Here is a 19,159-nt window from a genome sequence, read left to right as displayed (position 1 = left end):
CTGTTGATAAGGATGAAGCCGTATGAAGTATGAAGGTTATCAAAAATTCGCTTTTATTTGCTTTTCAGTATTAGTTCCGATACTTTCTTTGTTGTTGAATTTTTATCTTTTAATGGCTGTTTTAGCGTCTTTTCTTTATGTTCAACAAAGTGATTTGATGAATGCATTAGGAATAACTATTTTTGTGTTTGGTCCTTTATGTGTGATCTTTACGCATATATATCACTATGTGAAAAAAGATAGTTTGCTTAAAAGATTAATTAGGAAAATGTGCGATTTAGACATGTCTTTCTTCTATATCGTTGGCATGTTTCTATTAGTTTTTTTACTCCTGCATAATGGAATTGCTTTTGTTGTTGATTGGTGGAATAGGTGAGTCATCATGAGCCAATGGAAAGGGTTAGATCATAGACTATTTAATTTGGGTTTTATGATAGGTGTTCCTTCTAAGGTTTATGTAAGGCAGATAAGTAGAGAATGGTTTTTAGTGGTTGAGGGAGAGCGAATAAAAGGCTATTCAGAATATCGTTATTCATTTTATAAAACGAAATTTATGGATGACGGACGAATGACCAGTACCAAGATATTTCTTGATAAAAGCAGTGTTCGGCAAGTATATAGCAAGGTAGTAAATTACATCAATTATTTGGAAAAAACACAAAATTTCGATGTAAAAAAAGAACAAAAAATGGTATAATTGTATTAAGAATAAAACGAAAAGAGAAAGGTTGGGGAGACTATGAAAGCGAAAAAAGTTGTAATTAGTCTAGGGTTGGCGGGCGCATTGATCGGTGTTTCTATTTGGGGGTTATCTGCTGCTAACGCAAAGCAGGAGACACAAGATAAAGAGCAACCAAAAACAGCTATTGTAAAAGAAACAAAGGCTGAAACAAAAGAAAAGGTAAAGAAGAAGGAAGTAAAAGAAGTAAAAGAAGTAAAAGAAGTTAAGAAAGCGAAACCTAAAAAGGTAAAGGAAGTCGTAAAACAGCAAAAACAGGTCGTTAGTGAGCAGCCGCAACAAAAAGAAAGAATTGTTGCTTCTGGTGAAACGAAAAAGGCTGACAATAGCAGAGTTAGTAAAGCACCAGTAGTAAAGAAAGAACAATCGAAGGTTTATAGAAATACAACTGGTTCTTCCAGTCCTTCAAAAAAACATGTTCAGCCAAAAAAGAAATACGTGAGTAATGGCGGCTCAAACCAAAGTAAATCCAGTACGCCTAAAAAATCTACTTCTGTTCCTAAAAAGTCCCCTAGTTCTTCTGGTGGAACATCTACTACAGGTGAAAAAACTGGTGGAGGGAAAATAAAAAATTCTGATTCAACTTATGAAACAGGTACGTTTGATGCCAATGATTTAAATGGTGTTCCGTGGGATGAATTAAATAAGTAATTAGTTTGAAGGTGTTCAAAAATTGAACACCTTTTTAATTTTTAGGGGGTGAAAAATCTTTAATGATTAGTAGAAAGTTTTTTGGAAGAATAGTCTTACTCATGATTGTGATTATGTTTTCTGTTTTTCCGAAAATGGAAGCGACTAAAGGTGGGCTGAAAACCTTTGGTATAAATTATGATGGCTATTTAGAAATGAATGGTGAAGTTCTATATATGTCGGTGGATGGAAAACGTGAAAAAGCGACGTTAGATGGTTTAATTAAGAAGGGTGACAGAAATCAAGTACTATTATTAAAAAGCGATATTGAAGAGAATGATAAAGGACTTTTATCTTTTATCTTCTCTTTTTTTGCTTCTGGTGAAGCAAAGGCAGCAGCGCCCAAAATTGAATATAAAGGTGCTATCAATTATCGTGGTTCAGTAGTAGGAGATTTTAGAGTAGATGGTAAACAAGCATTTTGTTTTCAGCATTCCAAAGCGTCTCCCCCTACAGGATCAAAGTATAAAGAATCAGTTCCTTACGAAAATGAAAGGGTACAAAGAGCTTTGTACTATGGTTGGGGTGGTCAAGGGAATATCTTTACTGATAGAAAACAAGGCATTGTAATTACTTCTTTGATTCTCGATAGGTTGTATTCTAATGGCGATTCGGGCAAGAGCCTTCCAGGCTACGAAAAGTTATGGGATTTAGTCTTGAATGGTAAAGATTTAAACAGAAAAGTTAGATTTACAGATACTGAACTGTCTGTAAATGTAAAAGGTAATAAGCAAGTTTCGGAGTCAACGAAACTCAATGCCGATAAAGAAAATTATGTTACAGTTTCAGTTCCTAACGGTATAACATTAGTTAATGAAACGAGTGGTAAGAAAGTAGTTTCGGGTAAGATGAATATTTATGGGGAACAGAAAGTACATCTAGAAGCTGATCTTGATAAAAACTATAATTTTACTACTGGTGAATTAGGCAGCAATATGAAGATATTTCAACCTCTAATAACGAAGCCAAGTGGAGGAAATACACAGGTATTGGGTTATGGGGATTGGTTTACTGATCCTAATAATACAACATCTTTTAGTGCTGTATTTAAAGTGCGCCAGAAGAAAATTAATGTGCAGCACATTGATAAGTATTCGGGTAAGCTTCTTGAGGAAGAAAGCTATACAAGAAACATAGGTTCCTCTTATTCATTTGAGCCTAAACCGTCCATTTCAAAAGGTGTGGAAAAATTCATTCCTGTTGATCAGAAGAAGAAAACAGGCACATTAGGCAACGAAGATGTGACGATCAAGTTTTACTATAATTTGGAGCGTAATGTAACGGTCAATTATTATGACAACCGTACAGGCGATAAGATCAAAGCATCTAAGAAATATACAAAAGTGCGTGGGGAAAAGTATTCAGAAAAGCATCCTACAATTAAGGATGGTGAATACACGTATCGTTATGTAAAGACTGCTGGAGATAAAGAAAGTGGAACAGTGGGGGCAAAAAACATCACGATTAATTATTATTATGATAAGCCACTTGCAAAATTAGGCTTTGAAAAACTGCAAATATATACAGCGCAATGGGAAAAGGGTCTTCCTGTCAAAGTGTATTTATCAAAGGAATTGAATTACAAGTCTAGTTTGAAAGATATGGCTGACAAAAAAATCACAGTGGGGCTATATCGTGGCACGACAAAGGTCACGTCAAAAACGTATACCACAAAAGATTTGCCTAAGAAGATTGAAATGACGGTTCCTGCGAAGTATTTAAAAGTGAATGACAAGGCTCTTTACACTGTGAAATTCACAGACTTCGACAAAAGTGATTTCAAAATTGATGCTGCTGCATCCGAATTAAGTACGGATGGATATGCAGCAAGCGAAAAAACGATCAAGGCAACTTCTGAAAAGCAAAAAGAATTGTCATACAAAGGCGTTGTGATGACTGAAAAAACGCCATCAACGGGAAAGGTTTATTATGAAACACTTACTTTCCCGTTAGTGAAAATTGAAAAGAAGAAAACGGGCTATGGATTTGAGCGAAAGGTGAATCTTCATTATGAAAATGAAATTGGCGGGAGTATTAAGCCATCATTTGATTTTGAAGTTCCTACTCGCTTAGTCGATAGTTATTTGTCGTATAAAAAAAGCGGCGATAACTCCATGATTACTATGGATCAAACGAAAGTGTCTAACAATAAACAGGGTGAAACGTCAGTCCATGACCTTGTGTATGAGCTTCCTCATATCAATGTGGAACGACACACAGGCAGCCTGTTTAGTGATGAACAAGTAGAAAGTAAAGACAAAAGAATTTCGTATGATCTTTTAGATGGTGGACGTAAATTCTATTCTCCTATTTGGGCAGAATTGGGGAATTATGAAACGAAAATCAAGTCGAAGCCAATGGGTGTCAATTTAATAAAAGCAGAAGTCACCGAACAATTGGAGCTGTATGCGTCCATGTATGCTCACATGGATTCAAAGACGATAGATCAGGATGAAGTGCTGCTGAAACCTGTATATGCTGACAATCCATTTCCTAATGGTCTGCCAGAAGGATGGACTAAAAAGGATTTAGATTGGGTTATGTCTCGTTAAACTCTAACCACTATTAAACACAGGTGATGCGTATATCGTTTGTGTCAACGGTAAGCGCACCGTAGGGAGCATTAAGGAGTTGAAACAATCAGCGCCCCCAAACCCTTTTAATGTCTCAAAAGGTTACCACACCTTTTGAGCTGCCTACCGGCGAGGGAGTCCCCCATGATTGGGGGAATAGGGGGATGGATATTTGCGATCCAACGGGCTTCCGTTGGTGGGATTGGGCAAAGCCCTAGAATATACGAAAGAGGTTTGTTCTCATGTTAAATGTAAATCTGGTGAATAAGGCATTTTTGGATAGTGAATTGGAAGAGGCGAGTTTATTGAATAGAAAGTATTTAGAAAGTGATTTAAAAGATGTCAGTTTATTACAGTTGGCTGAGGATTTTATAGAAATGTTAAAGGGAACTGTTCATTACTATGGACAGGGTGAAAGAATTTTAATTGAAATTAGCACCTTTATAACAAATGAAATTAAACGTTATTTGTCTGCTGTGTTTATCGTTCTTGAAAGGGAAGACGATGAAACAGATACAGTTAATGTAGAATTAGAAATTTTAAGGTCTCATGATGCACCTCCGAGGTGAGGGCATTTAATTTGATAAAGAGTTTTTTAAGGATAGTCAAAAGACTGTCCTTTTTGTCTCTAAAAAAAAGGAGGAATAACAATGAAATTACATTTAATTAACGGTATGGATTTGGCAGAGGAGTTAGAAGAAATTGAAAGAAAGGCTAAAATTGCTTGGGAAAACATTTGGTTGGAAGTTGCTGACCAGTTAAGAACTGCATCAATGGAAAAAGTTGCTGTTCATAAGAAAATTGTGATGGATGAAAAAGAATGTATATTAAAAGTTGCTTTTGAAGCGCATTTTCCGCAAAAGACTGACGATGGTGAAATAATTCGACCTGTTATATATACAGGGTATGAAGTCCAATAGTGATCTAATGAAAGGAGATTATAAATAATGTCATTTGTTTTTGAAAACATATCTACTTTTCAAAAAGAGCTGCAAAGGGTTGGTTCTCAATCGCCTAGTGGCTCTTTTTTGAGAGCTTTACGTGAGAATGTTGCAAGTGGGGCTGAATCATTTGAGGTTGAGGGCAATTTGGAGGAAGGAGAAGACTCTTATATTTTGCGAGTCTTCTTTACAATTGATGGCCCGAACGAAGATGGTCAAACACCTATAGCTGCTTTGCCAGTTTGCCGATTTGATTGTCTTTGGTTAGAAAAAAGAGAGTGAGGGAGCTAGAAAGGAGATTAACGATTATGCAGCATAACTTTATCAATTACGGTGCTTATCAAAAACAAATGTCTGAAATCGGCTGTTCTTCCTTAGCAGATGATTTGTATATTCAATTTGTCGAACGTATAAAAGGTGGAGAAACTGGAGCTATTGATCTTACAGGAAACATCACTTTAGGTGATAAGGACAATGAAGGTAATTACAAATTAAGCCTTGTGACTGTTTCTTTCAATGCTCATATGAATGACGATGGGGTATGTCAAATGTCTTTTGAACGTGTCAATGTCTCGGAAGTTGATTGGTGAAAAAATTTCCTTGAAGGGAGGGAGGGGATTTGAAGGAATTACCCTTAAAAATGATCTTACTGGCGTTTGTGATATTTGTTGTCAGTATACTTGTCTATTACTATACGACTGATTACAAGCAACATAGCATTATCAACACTATGAATGAATCGGCTCGTATAGCCAGTATGAGAAACGTGGACAACAGCATCCGCACAGAAGAAGGAAAGGTTGAATTATCCGAAAGGGCTTTTGAATTGAATTTCGAAAGCTCTTTTAAGGAAAAATCCAACGTAAATCTTGGGAAAGCATCTTTCAAATATCATTATTTAAAAGACACAGATGGGAAAATGAAAGCTGTCAAAATTGCTTTGACTGACGAAAAAAAGAAAACCTATCGGACGACATTAGTCGTCGATAAGCCGAAAGGGGAACGTAAATGAATAATGCTGCGAATGCTACGCTTAATGAACGAAAGCAATTGATAGAGAAGGTTCGGGCGCATTTAAAACGACACTATCCTTCTGACTTGTTGAATGCTTACGTTGATTCACAAAAGAGACAGAAGATGAAAGAAACACTTAAAAAAGATTTCCCCCATTTGAGTGATGAAGAATTGGAATTTTCCATGAGGGAGATCATAGGCTTCGGAGTAATTGAAGAAATTATGGAGCAATATAAAGACGTTACTGATATTTCCTTCAATGGTACGCACCTTGATGTTGTAACAAACACAGGAAAAATTCGATATGGGAAAATTGATGAAGAATATATTGTGAAGATCATTAAAAAATTTGGAAATGCATGCAAAAAAGAGTTTACACCCAATTCTCCAATTATAGATGCAACCTATGGAAATTTGCGCTTAAATGCAGTTCACAAAAATATTGCTCAATATGGAACTACAATGGCCTTGCGCATTGTACGACCCAGATTGGCGCTTACTAAAGAAAATTTTGCTGCTTTTGCGCCAGAATATGTCTATGCAATCTTTGAAGCAATTATTGCGTCAAAATCAAATGTCATTATCAGTGGAGAAACTGGCACTGGTAAAACAGAATTACAAAAATTATTGATTTCCATGATTGACTACAAAGATCATATTATCATGATCGAAGATACACCAGAGAGCCATGTAAAAACTCTATTTCCTGATAAGGATATTAAATCATGGATTACGAATGCCTCTACAGGCATTGAAGATTTAGTGAAAGCTGGACTAAGAAATAATCCAGTTTGGATAATTCCTGCGGAAGTTAGAAGTAAAGAAGCCTATGAAATGATACAGGCTGCCTTGTCTGGTCATAGATTAATTGCTGGAATTCATACACCAGGTCCCCGATTTATCGTATCGAGACTTATCAATATGATGAAGATGGGGTATGTAATTGATGAGGAATCAATGAAAGAAGACCTTCACAGTTATTTAGATTTTGGAGTACATCTTGAAAAGATTACAGGGGAAGATGGAAAAGTAATTAGGTATCTAAAAGAGATCGTGGAGTTTTTACCAGATGGTGAAGTCTTGACGGTTTTTAGGTGTGATCTAACAAATGATGGTTTCAAATATGATGGTGGAAAGATAAGCAGCAACTTTGTCAAAAGAATGATGGAAAAACTTGTCCCGATTGAATTGCAAGAAAAACTTGCTGAAAGGTTGACTATGCATGAAGTTAATACGTAAGAGGAAACTCTATAGGTTAAATGAAATTCATGCGATGGCTCAAGCATTTGGGCAACCATTAAAAAAGAAGGCATATGTTAAATTCGCTGTAGTCCCTTTTCTTTGCTTTGGTGGGTTTTCATATCTCCTTTTTCATTATTGGTGGATGGCTTTGGCTGGTGGATTTATAGGGAGCTTATACGGGTGGTTCTTTCTCATGCAAAGACAGGTCAAGAACGACTATGAAAGAGCAGCCCTTGAAGAAAGACACAGGTTCTTGAACAATATGACGCAGATGCTGACCAATGAGAATATGACTTTATTGGAAACCTTCTCTACCTGTACTGGTTATGCAGAAGGGGAGTTAAAAGAAAAACTCATTGATTTAAGAGCTGTCTTGGTTGATGGAACTGAAAAAGAAGTAATTGAAGCGTTTCGTGTGTTGAGAGATTTTTATAAAAGTGATGTGCAATTTGATCAGTTCATGGAGCAACTGGCGATTATGTTAATCGAAGGGCACACATCTATTGATTCATTACGAGACACTAAAAATTTTCACAATCAAATTCTAGTGAAGCAGGAAAAATTTATTCAAATGAAAAAAGCTCGAAGACGTGATTTTAATACGATGATTTTTTATTCAGTAGCATTTATTGGGGCTTTGATGTTTTCCTTCACCATTCCAAAATTCATCAACATCTATGCGCATACTATGGTGGGAATGATTACGAGTTCCTTGTACCTGCTTACTATATTTGGGCTGTACCACTCTTTTAATAAAAAGTTCTTCGATGACACCATAACGGAGGTGAAGATTTAAGTCGTGAAAAATAAAAAGAAAACAGATTTAGACGGTCAATCTATGACGGTCTTTTCTTTTTTGGAGAAGATCGCCGAAAGTGACTTGGAAAACATGATCCATTACTTAAATGAAACTAATGTGAACAGTTTTCAAAAGCAGCGTTTCTTTAAGGCTGGTTTGTTTTTACTGATGGGTATTCCCATATTCTTTCTGAAACCCATGATTTCATTAGTGTTTTTAGGACTTGCTGTTGCTTTTTATTTCTATGAGTATCTGCGAGTTAAGTCAAAATTCAATGCAGCTCGCTTTCAAAAGGAGCTAGTATTCTTGGAGTTTTCCAAAGAAATTTATATTTATTTATTGGAAAACAAGACAACAATCTATTCTGCATTTCAAAAAATGAAAGAAAGGGAGAAAGATGGTGTTCTAAAAGATGCTTTGCAGGATTTGCTAATAGACTTACATGAACGTCCCGATGATGTTAAGCCGTTTATAGATTTTGCCAATAGAACGAGTGGCAGCGATAGGTCAAAGCTCTTTATGATAACGCTCTTTGAGCATTATCAAAATTCAAAGGATGATTCGATTATCTATCAGCTTGGGAAGATGACTAGCGAACAATTATTCTTAGTGGTGGATGACATTATTGAATACAAACATGGAAAGTTTTTGAATTTTCCAATGAAAATAACAATGCCTGTAGTTGCTGTGGTGCTTGTCTTTTTCATTTCTCTTCTAGTGGATAGCCTAAAAGCTATCCAATTTGGGGGCGGTTAAATGTTAGACGGCATTCAAATGACGTTTTTAAAAATCTATATTGTTCTTCTGTCAATCTCTTTAATTGTTGATGTGACAGGATATTGTATTCGATTGAATCAGACCAACGATTTTAAGCAACAAGTGAATTATCAGATAGAAAGAAATGGAGGGTTGAATAAAAATGCACTTGCGGAAATTGAGAAGAAGAACAAAGAAGCGTATGGGGGCAGTTTTCAAGTTCACAGCGCCTCTTTAAACAAGACTTTACCATATGGTAGCGAGGTCTCTTATAAAATTACCACAACTTATAACTTTCAGCTTGGTGGTCATAAAGAAGTGATCGAAGTAAAGGGAGGGGCGCTGTCTCTAATTAGGTGAGGAGGGAGGTGAATGAGCGGTCATATCATTAGGATAGGAATGTTATCCTGTTGGGCTGTTGTTTTAGGAACGTGTGTTTATATATTTAAAAGTCATTACCCTGATTTTATAACAGGGGTTCAATTATTTGTTGAAAGCATTACAGAAGGCATGTATTAAAAAAAGATAACTAAAGGAGAATGAAAAAATGACAGGACAAAATATTACCGAAGTTGGTTGGGGAATTATTGGAGCTGGTGTAATTGCACTTATGGGAGTGGCAGTAAATGCATTCTTTCCAGATTTGATTCCAGAGATTTTAAACGGAATGAAATCACAACTTCTCGGAATTTTTAAGAAGTAATTTTCTAGGGCGAGTCTTTCGGGGCTTGCTCTTATTTATTGAAAGGAAAGAGATTTCTTAAAAGAAAGGTGGGTTATTATGTCTTTTCCGAAGCGGATCGCCAGCATTGCTAGGTATTTTTTAATTGCTTTATTGTTTTTCATAATACTTATTGCATCTGGTGGTTCTCTATATAGATTGTTTACTCATGAATCTATTGTTATACGTCACATTTCTGTTAATTCTTTGGGGTTTGCCTTGATATTACTAGCTCTTTACTGCTGCATCCGTTTGCTAAAGTGGTCAATCAATGCAAAGGAGGGGGAAAATGAAAAAGAAAAAGAATGACAGTAAGATGGCTACTGAAAACAATCCAATGCTTTCAGCTTTTAAGAAGAAGTTGAAAGCTGTTAAAAAGCCAGAAAAGAAACCTAAATCAATTCCAAAAGATCGTTCAAAAATGATTGCTGTCGGAGTATGGACGATGATTGGAACGCTTGTCTTTTTTGCTTTCTTGTCTGTCTTACTGTCTATTAGCAATAGGTCAGCTTTGAACGATCTTGCGAGACAACAAGAACAAAACAGTAAGCAGAAAGAGGAAGTTTCAATTGTGGCAGGAGAACGCTTCTTATCTGGATTCATTGAGCAGTACATCAATGTGAAAAATGAAAGGGCTGCTGCTGAACAGCGTCAAAATACCTTGATGAAATATCTTGTTGCTGATGATGAGATAGACCAAGAAACATGGTTTGATACATCTGGTGCACAGGGGGATCGAGTATTAAATGATTATGTCCTCTACAATGTCAAAAGAGGGGATGGAGATTCACTTTTTCAATATAAGGTGAATTATGCGAATGTAGTAAAGATTAAAAAGAAAGAACACAAGGTTGATAAATCAGCATTATTAAATATCCCTGTGAAACATAAAGGTGACGAATTTGCTGTGAGTGGTACGCCATATCTTTCAGAAATATATGATCTTAAAGGTGATATTCCTAGTTCTTCAGAGGAACATGAAGAATATGACGGAGATCAAACAGCAGCCATAAAAGAATTTCTAAATACATTCTTCCGAAAATATGCGGAAGAATCAAAAGATGACATGTCGTATGTCATGAAAACACCAGAGACTTTAAACGGTCATCTGGTATTTGGTGATGTTGAAAATATCCAAATTTATAAAAAAGGTGATGGATTTGAGGTGTCGTCCGTTGCTGTTTTTAAAGAGAAAGAAACGAATTTGCCAGTAAAAGAACGTTTTACATTATCCGTAGTGAAAAACAGCGGTCAATATTATGTGAATCAACTAAAACATCAATAGGAGTGGTATTTATGGAATTTTTAGACTTTCTTGTGTTAGGTGCAAAAGCAGGGTCAGATTTACCGACATTAGGTGACTTAAAAAGCTGGGCAAAGCAGGTTGTGGAACAGGCTATTTATATTGTTACCATCTTTGTTGTTTGTAAATTTCTAATCAAGATGAGTATTGGGAAAATCGTTGGCATTATTGCGCTTGCAAGTGCCTTAGTTTTTGCCGTTCGAAACTGGTCTATGGTTACTGGATGGGGTGGAGCATTACTTAAACTCTTATAAGAGGTGAAAGAATGACTAGAATGGTCTTTAATTACAGAAAGGCAATGCGCGAACCAAAGAAAATACAAAAGATTACTGATAATTTCAGTTTGCCTTTCGCAATAGAGTTGATTCCTATGATCAACTACTTTATTTTTGTCGCAATTAGTTTCGGTTTTTTCTTAGGTGTTAGGAAGATATTTCCTAGCGCCTTTGAAAATACATTTTTAATCGTAATTTTTGGAATACCTTTAGCTTTAACTATTTTTGTTAGCAAGGTTAAACCAGAGGGGAAAAATATTTATTTGTACTTCTGGGGGGTTTTTAAATATTTGATTATGATTAAGTTCCCAAAAAAGAAATTTTGTAATGATCGTGAAGTTCCATTTATTAACCAAAAAGAAATACGATTTAAACCATTAAGGGAGGTGCAGAATTTTGAATCTGGAAACACCAATGAAGAGTATATTCAACAATTTGATCTTGACGAGATCCGGTGATGTTTGGGCATATTACCGGATCAAGAGCAGTTCCATTCCCTCACAAAATCAAAGTAAAATAGAAGAATACAAGGATAAATGGACTTCGTTTTATGAAGATATTACAGAGTATGAAGATTTTCACCTGATGATGTACCCGAATGAATTCGATCTTGAAGGGCGTCTGAATGTACTGAAAAAGGATATACATGAAGATGCTTTTGACGTGGCTTCATATTATATGCAAGAAACAGTCAGTGTAATGGATCAGCGTTTAGGGAGATTGACCAAACCAGATTTCATAATTGGTATTAAGTTAAACAAAACACTTCTTAGTATGGATGCAGATATGAAAGACAATCTAATGTCAATGTTTAATACTGCTACTGATACAGTAGTCAATATGTTGGGGTGGGAACAAGATATTTCCTCTGAGTTTTTTAAGAAATATTTAGAAATTGAAGATGACTTGGCAAGTACAGTTACATCAGTATTTGGTGAGAGATTGAAGGAAAGTGAACTGAAATATATTAATCGCTATCATTTTGTTAGGGGTCTCTATCATGATGCTGCCGAGGAAAGTGAAAGTGGAGACATACAATCTATAACGAATACAGTCATTGATCCAACAATTCCAGGTGCGTTAAAACTCATGAGTGATCAAGATGAAGGATATATATCTTTTGTTGTTGTTGATGAGTATTTTGATAATATGGTCAACAGTGACTTGTTTTTTGAAGTTCAGTCTCTACCTTTTCCTGTAGAAGTTGATATAAAAGCAAAAGTTGAAGGCAAAGGAATGACAAAGGCTGCTTTAAATATCAAACATCAACAACTAAAGGAAGAGCAAAATGAAAAGCATAGTCTCGGTGACGAAAGTGATCAGTCAACAATGACAAGTGCATTTCTCGTAAAGGACTTACAAAACAAAATCAAAAAAGAGGAAGTGTCTTTGATCAACTGGCTTGCGGTTGTGGTTGTTGATGGAAAAAGCAAAAAGGAATGTACCGAAAAGGCACGGGTGGTTGTCAGACACCTAAAAGGAGCAGGAATTAAATGCAGGATTCCTATTGCTGATCAACTGTCTCTATTTTATAAAATGCTTCCTGCTCAAAAGCTTGATCTTATGGACAAAAACTGGATTCAAAAAACGACACAAAATGGGTTAGCTGAATGTTTATTAGGTGTTGATTCTTTTGTTGGTTCAAAGATTGGCTTCTTTTTAGGATGGGGAGACAGATTTGATAAACATACTGACTTAGAAAGCGCTATCCGATCAAGTCGTGATTTTGTTCTTTATCATCCGTTCTTAGCGAACCAACAAATTAAAGGCTCTAAAACCCGATCGCCGCATTGTTTAATCACAGGTGATACGGGGAACGGAAAGTCTTTCCTTGCGAAGCTACTGTATCAATATATCTCGTTTATGGATGTTAAAGCGTTATATATTGATCCTAAAAAAGAAATGAGGAAGTGGATCACAAAAATTATTAACGATCCACAGACACGTAAAGACTTTCCACTCTATATCAATCATCTGGAGAAGTACCACTTTATAACGCTTGATCACGAGAAAAAAGAAAACTGGGGTGCATTAGACCCTGTATCATTTATGCCAGCAAGTAAAGCCAAAGATTTAATAGAAGTCATTTTTGAACAAATTTATAATTTTAAAGACAAGGATACTATAAGTACGGCTTTTTTAAGAGCGATCTCAAATGTTCTTGAGAGAAAAGAACGTGGTGAGCAAGTTGGGTCACTCCACATCATTTATGAAATGCAGCAGCACAAAAATGAGATTGTGAGAGAAGCAGGAGACAATCTTTTTGAATCTGTTAAAGACTCAATCATGAAATTACTTATTCACGACGGTTCGAATCCTTCCTTATCATTAACAGAGAGAATGACGATTTTAGAAATTGAGAACATGGACTTGCCGGAATTCGGTGAAAGAATTGAGAATTTCACGAAGTCACAAATGAAGTCTAGTGCGGTCATGTTTGCAGTCGGTAAGTTTTGCGAATTGTTCGGGATGAATGCAGATGAAAAAACAGCTGAGTTCATAGACGAAGCATGGATATTTACAGCTAGTCCTCAAGGTCGAAAAGTTGAGCGTCAAATGCGAAGAATTGGACGTTCTTATAATAATGCTGAATTCTTCATCTCGCAATCAACAAAGGATGCTTTACATGACGATGGCAAAGGAAACTTTGGTGTCGCTTTTGCATTTGACGAACCGAGTGAAAGGGAAGATGTTTTGAAATGGATGAATCTTGAGCCAAGTGAAGAAAATCAAAAGATGCTTGGATCAATGTTTCAAGGTCAATGCCTGTTTAAAGACATCTACGGACGTACGGCAAAGATTTCGATTGAATGCCTGTTTGAAGAGTGGATGGGGGCTTTCGAGACCATCCATAAAAGTGAAGTGGCATATGCGGAAGAAAATTATTTATAAAGTCTACTATTAAGAATTCATGTTTGCATATCCATGTGGGCATGTCTATGGAGATGTGTTATAATCGTACACAGAAGTACACGGAAGTACACGGAAGTACACGGAAGTACACTAAGGTACACTTTTGAACTTTATTAAACAAAACAATTGCAATTGAAGCGCAAGAGCACAACGACAACGAAGCACACCTTTGCAACTCATTAAACAAAAGTATTGCAATTAAGGTGCATCTGATGAGTGACTCTTTTTTTAAAAAATTGAACCGCAACAAATAATTCAATAACTGTTACATTGAGATATTAAGAGCAATAAATAATTTAATCTCTCTTACACTTCTGATGATGTCTACTTGAAGTAGACGGAGGAAATAAAGAAAGACCCGATAATCGGGTCTCGTGAAAATTACTGAACTTTATGCTTCTCGCGTTTTAGTATGATGTATGTAGACAATGCAATATATGCAATTGATGCTACGGAATTAATCATACTCAAATACGCATTAACCAGTTCCAGCATTAAAGTTCACCTCCCTCTTTTGGGACGTGGGAATACATGCTACTGCAATAGCGTGTATTCCTTTTTCTATTCTACCTTGTTTCTGCTTTTGTTGAAACCAAAAAAACGTGCTCTTTTCCCCTTTTTTGAGATCACGAGCTGCATGGGGAGTGGACCGTTTTTTTCTGTCTCTACCTTTTATTTTAGCATAGTCCTGGTCCCATCGGATAAGTTCTTTATCATTTGACGTACGATGAGACTTTGCCATCGAGTTATAATTACAATTTTGTTTAACAAAATGCGAGTTTGGTTAAGGGGAAAGGGAAATTAATAGCCACAAAAATGAATTTGATTGTATAAAATAATAGTTTTAAAAATGTAGTCGTTCATAAATGAGCGGCTTTTTTTATTGGGGGAAATTAGGAGGTTGAAATGAAGAAGAGAAAATTAATAATAACTTTCCTAGCTCTTGTGATGTTGGTTTCTTCTGTAACTTTGGTTTTTGCAGATGATAAGGAGGGAGACAAGACGGTTAAACCCAAGATTGAAAAGGTTGGAGGGGTTGATCTTGAAATAAGTCGTTTTCCGTTGGAGCATTATCAAGCTCACAATCAAGCGGAAGATGGAATGATAAAAGGAACTATTGTTTCTCTGTCCAATGTAATGCTAGGTACGACACAAATAATTGTTCTTGTCGTTGATAAGGCAATGGATTTGTTTATGAGTGCTGAACCGATAAATAACTTTAGCGACGCTATTACGAGCGTCTCCAAGGATATGTACAATGTTTTGAAGAAAAGTTTTGGAGAAATAATCTTTGTGTTTCTGATAGCCTTCCTAGTCTATCTATTCTTTATAAGAGGAAATTTTAAGGAGGGTATGAGACGTTTCGCTTTGTTTTTTCTTGTCATGATTGTGGCAGGCTTATGGGTAAACAAAGCTGGATATTGGGTCGAATCTCTTAATGCCTTGTCAATTGAGGGGCAAGGCAAACTTATAAATGTTGGAAATAAATTGGTTGATTCCTTTTCAGGGAAAACCGATTCTTCCTTGAGTATGGAAGATGTGAAAAAAGGACAGGAGTTAAAAGGAACAACCGCCGTATTGAGAAACTTTTATTTTGACGCAGCTTTGAAAAGTCCATATTTGGTTACTAATTACGGTACACCAAATGAAAAAACAATCTTGAAAAAAGGTGATGGAGAAGGTGGTCTTGATCGAATAGATACGCTGCTTTCTTTTAAACTTACTAGTGAGGGTCAAAGTGCGAAAAAGAAATTTATCAACGATAAGGAAGTCAAAGAGTATAAAAATCAGAGTATAGCAGAGGGAAGTATTTACGCACAGTTAGGCTATTCATTTATAGGTTTGCTTGCTGCTATTTCACTAGGCGTACCATTCTTTCTAATTCCTTTTCTTAATTTCTTGATTCAAATTATTGTACTTGCGATTGCTTTGTTTCTTCCAATGGCGTTCATTCTTTCTTACGTTCCCCAGTTTGCTTATAGCGGGTTCGTGTCGCTAGGAAGAATGCTTGCTTTATTTGTGATGAAAGCTATGCTCACATTTGTTTTGATATTTGTTTATGCAATTTGTGTCATTACAAATAAAACCATTCCTCCAACAAATTTAGGGATGTACTTTTTAAATGTGGCAGCTATATCAGCAATCCTTATTGTTTCTTTCTTGAAACGTGACAAGATCATCAAGTTTGTTACGGCTGGGAAAGTTCAATCTGTGGATGCAAATTTATTAGAGAATACTAGAAAGTCTGTCGTTCAACCTTCATGGGAAGGTGTAAATAAAGTTGGTAGCAGTATTGGCGAATGGAAAAAGAGACATGACGCCAAAAAAGCTGCTGAAGAAAGGAAAAAGGCAGAAGAGGAACAACAGTATTCAGCGGAAAGACGAAGTGCGCCACAAAATCAATCAACTACTGGCAATTCTAAATTTGATAGAACTTCACAGGATAATTTTAATAAGGGGGATTTAGCTGCGAAAAAAGAAGTTGAAAGAAAGCGTCAATTAGCAGCCTCTAATCAATTGGCGGAGGAGAACAAGGATAATACAGATACTTCAAATGCTATGTCTAAAGTTGATGTAGAGAGAAGTGAACAGCTTGCTAAAGATCAACTGAAAGAGGAAGGCGACAGTAATACAAGTGCTTCGAATGTCATGCCGAAAGTGGATGTTGAAAGAAGTGAACAGCTTGCTAAAGATCAACTGAAAGAGGAAGGCGACAGTAATACAAGTGCTTCGAATGTCATGCCGAAAGTGGATGTTGAAAGAAGTGAACAGCTTGCTAAAGATCAACTGAAAGAAGAAGGTGACAGTAATACAAGTGCTTCTAACGTTATTCCTAAAGTTGATGTAGAGAGAAGTGATCAACATATTGCCGAAGAAGAAAAGACCAATAGTCCGAAGGGTTCAACATCAATTCATGAGATTGATGTTGAAAGAAGTGATCAAGGCATTAATGAAAAAACGTTAACAGAGGAAAAGGTGAGTAATCAAAAGCCTTTGAATACAGTTCCTTATGCTAACGTAGCAAGAAATGATCAAGTCTTAAATGAACATATACAATCAGAAGAAAAAGTAAATACACCTGTTCAAAAAAGTGGAAATGAAACAGTTAAGGAATCTGATGCACAACCAAAAACTAAAAGAGTTATTCAACAACAACCAAAACACGTGAAAATAGAATTGGATCAGATAGAAAGTCGTCAAAGCAAAAGTGATCGAGGTAATCGAACATGAAAAAGCTATTGACGGCTTTTTTTATTTCACTCCCAATTATCTTTTTTGGGGGAATGCTGCTTGTTGTTGTATTAATTTTTGGTGGGAGTAATCAACAAGAAGAAATTGACGTTGGGGATGATGAGTATATAACGAATGGCATTGCGCCGGAGATTGAAAGACTCCGTCATATTTTCGAGAAGTACGCAAGGAAAGAAGGGGTTTACGATCAATTGAATATCATTATGGCACTAACAATGCAGGAGAGTGGAGGACGCTATCTTGATATTATGCAGTCTAGTGAGTCAATAGGTTTACCGCCTAATACGATAACAAATCCAGAATATTCGATACAAGTTGGTATAAAGCATTTTGCGGCGGTCTATAAAAAAGCAGGTGGAGACGTGCGTCTTACATTACAGTCTTACAATTATGGTGGTGGATTTATTGACTTCGTGAAAAAACGTGGAGGGAAGTATACTAAAGCTCTTGCACTAGAATTTAGCAAATTTCAAGCCTTGAAATTAGGCTGGCGAAGCTATGGTGATCCCAATTATGTTGATAACGTCTTTCGTTATCTAAAAGGTGGTGGCACTGTAAAGCCAGTCAACGGTGCAATGGAAGGATATGAAATTGTAATGAATGAAGCTCTTAAATATGAAGGTAATCCATATCAATGGGCTGGTTCAACTCCTAAAACAGGTTTTGATTGTTCGGGCCTTGTGCAATGGGCTTACAGAAAAGCGGGTATTTCATTGCCTAGGACGGCACAAGAACAGTATGGCGCAACAAAAAAGATTGCTGAAAGTGAAGCAGTTGCGGGGGATTTAGTCTTTTTTACTGGAACGTATCAAGGAAAATTCATCACACATGTGGGAATTTATGTAGGAGATGGAAGAATGTATAATAGTAACGATAGTGGCGTCCAATACTCTGATCTTAAAAAGGGATATTGGCGAGACCACTTGGTTTCATTTGGTCGTATAAAAAAATAGGGGGTATTTCATGAAGAAAGTATTTTGGATATTGGGTGGTGTGGTCTTGATTTTAGGGATTTCGAGTTATTACATGACATACAGCAAGTTAAGTGCTGAAAAAAATCAAGCTATTAAAGACCGCCAAAGAGTAGAGAATCAAATGAGCCAGTTGAAAGAATCAGAAGCTACTAAAGTGAATCAGAAATTTTTTGAAGCGTTCTTTCAGTATGAAGATGCTGACGGTCGTGAGAAGGCTGTTCGAAAGTTGGCGACCGATAAAGCAATGAGTTATGCGTTCCCCTCTAAGGCTCCAAAGAAACATAGTGTAACCATGCAGGGGGATTTACTTTCTTTAGAAAGCTATTCAAAGAAAGTTGATGAAAAGCACGAATTATACCTTAATGAAGCAAAAATCGCGCTTACGGTGAATGCTGTTACCACTCAGCAGACCTTAATTATTCAAACAGAATTGAAAAAACAAAAAGGTGGATGGATTGTTGAAAATGTTCAGGTTAAAGGAAGTAATTAATCTTTGTAAATACCGTGAAGGTGAGATGATGTGCTTCCTGTTTTCGTGATACCGAATGTGATACCAAAAACTCAAAATAATATAAAAAATAAAAAAAAGAAGGGTTTGCATAACCCTTCATATTACTGCGTTTCTTGCGCCATTAGGTATTTCTTTCGTTTCAATATGGTCGAGATGGAAGGTTCGATTGGTTAACCGTTGATATAGAGGGGATTAAAGGTGTTTAGACGTTATATTTATATTAAGCACCCACAAAGCGCCCACAAAATTTAATTATTGAACATACCGCAGATACAATTCCTTTGGTCCTCAATTTTTGGGTGACATGGAGATACGTGTCTGCGGTTGTTTTTTATACTAGAATGTCTTAACCTTTCCCATACATAGTTCTTATTCAAAACGTTTACAGCATGGCTATGCTCAATGCATGTCTTTTATAAACTTCTCTGAAATACTTTCTCACAACATTTGTTTTGA

Annotated in this window: 21 protein-coding genes and 1 pseudogene; 21 read left to right on the top strand and 1 reads right to left on the bottom strand. The window is 36.2% G+C overall.

Going from position 1 to position 19,159, the window contains the following annotated elements:
- The first annotated feature begins 22 nt into the window (after positions 1-22).
- From NST24_RS15565 to NST24_RS15480, 18 genes are all read left to right on the top strand, one after another.
- Positions 23-376: a hypothetical protein gene (locus tag NST24_RS15565; RefSeq protein WP_144487126.1), complete on the top strand. Its 354-nt coding sequence runs from the start codon at positions 23-25 to the stop codon at positions 374-376.
- Positions 377-382: 6 nt separating this feature from the next.
- Positions 383-697, top strand: a complete 315-nt coding sequence (locus NST24_RS15560; RefSeq protein WP_041115308.1) for a hypothetical protein — start codon at positions 383-385, stop codon at positions 695-697.
- A gap of 42 nt (positions 698-739) precedes the next feature.
- Positions 740-1,390 (top strand): hypothetical protein, encoded by a 651-nt coding sequence (locus NST24_RS15555; RefSeq protein ID WP_342461970.1) that lies wholly within the window; start codon positions 740-742, stop codon positions 1,388-1,390.
- A 62-nt stretch (positions 1,391-1,452) separates the two neighbouring features.
- The gene (locus NST24_RS15550) at positions 1,453-3,981 is read left to right on the top strand and encodes a MucBP domain-containing protein (RefSeq protein WP_342461969.1); all 2,529 of its coding nucleotides are present in this window, start codon (positions 1,453-1,455) and stop codon (positions 3,979-3,981) included.
- A gap of 263 nt (positions 3,982-4,244) precedes the next feature.
- The gene (locus tag NST24_RS15545; protein ID WP_342461968.1) at positions 4,245-4,571 is read left to right on the top strand and encodes a hypothetical protein; all 327 of its coding nucleotides are present in this window, start codon (positions 4,245-4,247) and stop codon (positions 4,569-4,571) included.
- A gap of 81 nt (positions 4,572-4,652) precedes the next feature.
- Positions 4,653-4,922 (top strand): hypothetical protein, encoded by a 270-nt coding sequence (locus NST24_RS15540; protein WP_144487130.1) that lies wholly within the window; start codon positions 4,653-4,655, stop codon positions 4,920-4,922.
- Between the two features lie 27 nt (positions 4,923-4,949).
- On the top strand, positions 4,950-5,225 hold the full coding sequence (locus NST24_RS15535) for a hypothetical protein (protein WP_342461967.1): 276 nt from the start codon (positions 4,950-4,952) through the stop codon (positions 5,223-5,225).
- A 26-nt stretch (positions 5,226-5,251) separates the two neighbouring features.
- Entirely contained in the window at positions 5,252-5,533 is a 282-nt protein-coding gene (locus NST24_RS15530; RefSeq protein ID WP_342461966.1) for a hypothetical protein, read from the top strand.
- 29 nt (positions 5,534-5,562) lie between these two features.
- Positions 5,563-5,955, top strand: coding sequence for a hypothetical protein (locus tag NST24_RS15525; protein WP_342461965.1), 393 nt, complete (start codon positions 5,563-5,565; stop codon positions 5,953-5,955).
- Positions 5,952-7,196 (top strand): CpaF/VirB11 family protein, encoded by a 1,245-nt coding sequence (locus NST24_RS15520; protein ID WP_342461964.1) that lies wholly within the window; start codon positions 5,952-5,954, stop codon positions 7,194-7,196. Before NST24_RS15525 ends, NST24_RS15520 begins: the two co-directional genes overlap by 4 nt.
- A complete protein-coding gene (locus tag NST24_RS15515) occupies positions 7,180-7,995 on the top strand; it encodes a hypothetical protein (RefSeq protein WP_342461963.1) in 816 nt (271 codons plus the stop codon). Before NST24_RS15520 ends, NST24_RS15515 begins: the two co-directional genes overlap by 17 nt.
- Before the next feature lie 3 nt (positions 7,996-7,998).
- Positions 7,999-8,754 (top strand): hypothetical protein, encoded by a 756-nt coding sequence (locus tag NST24_RS15510; protein WP_342461962.1) that lies wholly within the window; start codon positions 7,999-8,001, stop codon positions 8,752-8,754.
- Positions 8,755-9,114: a hypothetical protein gene (locus tag NST24_RS15505; RefSeq protein WP_342461961.1), complete on the top strand. Its 360-nt coding sequence runs from the start codon at positions 8,755-8,757 to the stop codon at positions 9,112-9,114.
- A 187-nt stretch (positions 9,115-9,301) separates the two neighbouring features.
- On the top strand, positions 9,302-9,457 hold the full coding sequence (locus NST24_RS15500) for a hypothetical protein (protein WP_268418831.1): 156 nt from the start codon (positions 9,302-9,304) through the stop codon (positions 9,455-9,457).
- A 307-nt stretch (positions 9,458-9,764) separates the two neighbouring features.
- Positions 9,765-10,760, top strand: coding sequence for a conjugal transfer protein (locus NST24_RS15495; protein WP_342461960.1), 996 nt, complete (start codon positions 9,765-9,767; stop codon positions 10,758-10,760).
- A gap of 11 nt (positions 10,761-10,771) precedes the next feature.
- Positions 10,772-11,032 carry a hypothetical protein gene (locus tag NST24_RS15490; RefSeq protein ID WP_012009116.1) on the top strand — a complete coding sequence of 87 codons (261 nt, stop codon included), beginning with the start codon at positions 10,772-10,774 and terminating at the stop codon, positions 11,030-11,032.
- Positions 11,033-11,043: 11 nt separating this feature from the next.
- The gene (locus NST24_RS15485) at positions 11,044-11,511 is read left to right on the top strand and encodes a conjugal transfer protein (RefSeq protein WP_045035163.1); all 468 of its coding nucleotides are present in this window, start codon (positions 11,044-11,046) and stop codon (positions 11,509-11,511) included.
- On the top strand, positions 11,489-13,945 hold the full coding sequence (locus NST24_RS15480) for an ATP-binding protein (protein ID WP_342462637.1): 2,457 nt from the start codon (positions 11,489-11,491) through the stop codon (positions 13,943-13,945). The genes NST24_RS15485 and NST24_RS15480 overlap by 23 nt, the downstream gene beginning before the upstream one ends.
- Before the next feature lie 621 nt (positions 13,946-14,566).
- On the opposite strand, the pseudogene NST24_RS15475 reads toward NST24_RS15480, so the two are convergent.
- Positions 14,567-14,711 (bottom strand): annotated as a pseudogene (locus NST24_RS15475) (DNA replication and repair protein RecF); the annotation flags it as partial.
- Positions 14,712-14,872: 161 nt separating this feature from the next.
- Between NST24_RS15475 and NST24_RS15470 the strand changes: the two are divergent.
- From NST24_RS15470 to NST24_RS15460, 3 genes are read left to right on the top strand one after another with little or no spacing between them, the layout of a single operon-like run.
- Positions 14,873-17,197, top strand: coding sequence for a hypothetical protein (locus NST24_RS15470; protein WP_342461959.1), 2,325 nt, complete (start codon positions 14,873-14,875; stop codon positions 17,195-17,197).
- A complete protein-coding gene (locus NST24_RS15465) occupies positions 17,194-18,171 on the top strand; it encodes a bifunctional lytic transglycosylase/C40 family peptidase (RefSeq protein WP_342461958.1) in 978 nt (325 codons plus the stop codon). The genes NST24_RS15470 and NST24_RS15465 overlap by 4 nt, the downstream gene beginning before the upstream one ends.
- A 10-nt stretch (positions 18,172-18,181) precedes the next feature.
- The gene (locus NST24_RS15460) at positions 18,182-18,682 is read left to right on the top strand and encodes a hypothetical protein (RefSeq protein ID WP_342461957.1); all 501 of its coding nucleotides are present in this window, start codon (positions 18,182-18,184) and stop codon (positions 18,680-18,682) included.
- Positions 18,683-19,159: the final 477 nt, after the last annotated feature.

This window comes from Bacillus sp. FSL R5-0286 (assembly GCF_038593245.1).
Lineage (GTDB): Bacteria > Bacillota > Bacilli > Bacillales > Bacillaceae > Bacillus > Bacillus altitudinis.
Note: the sequence above shows the minus strand (reverse complement) of the source record. Positions and strands in the feature narration are given on the sequence as shown.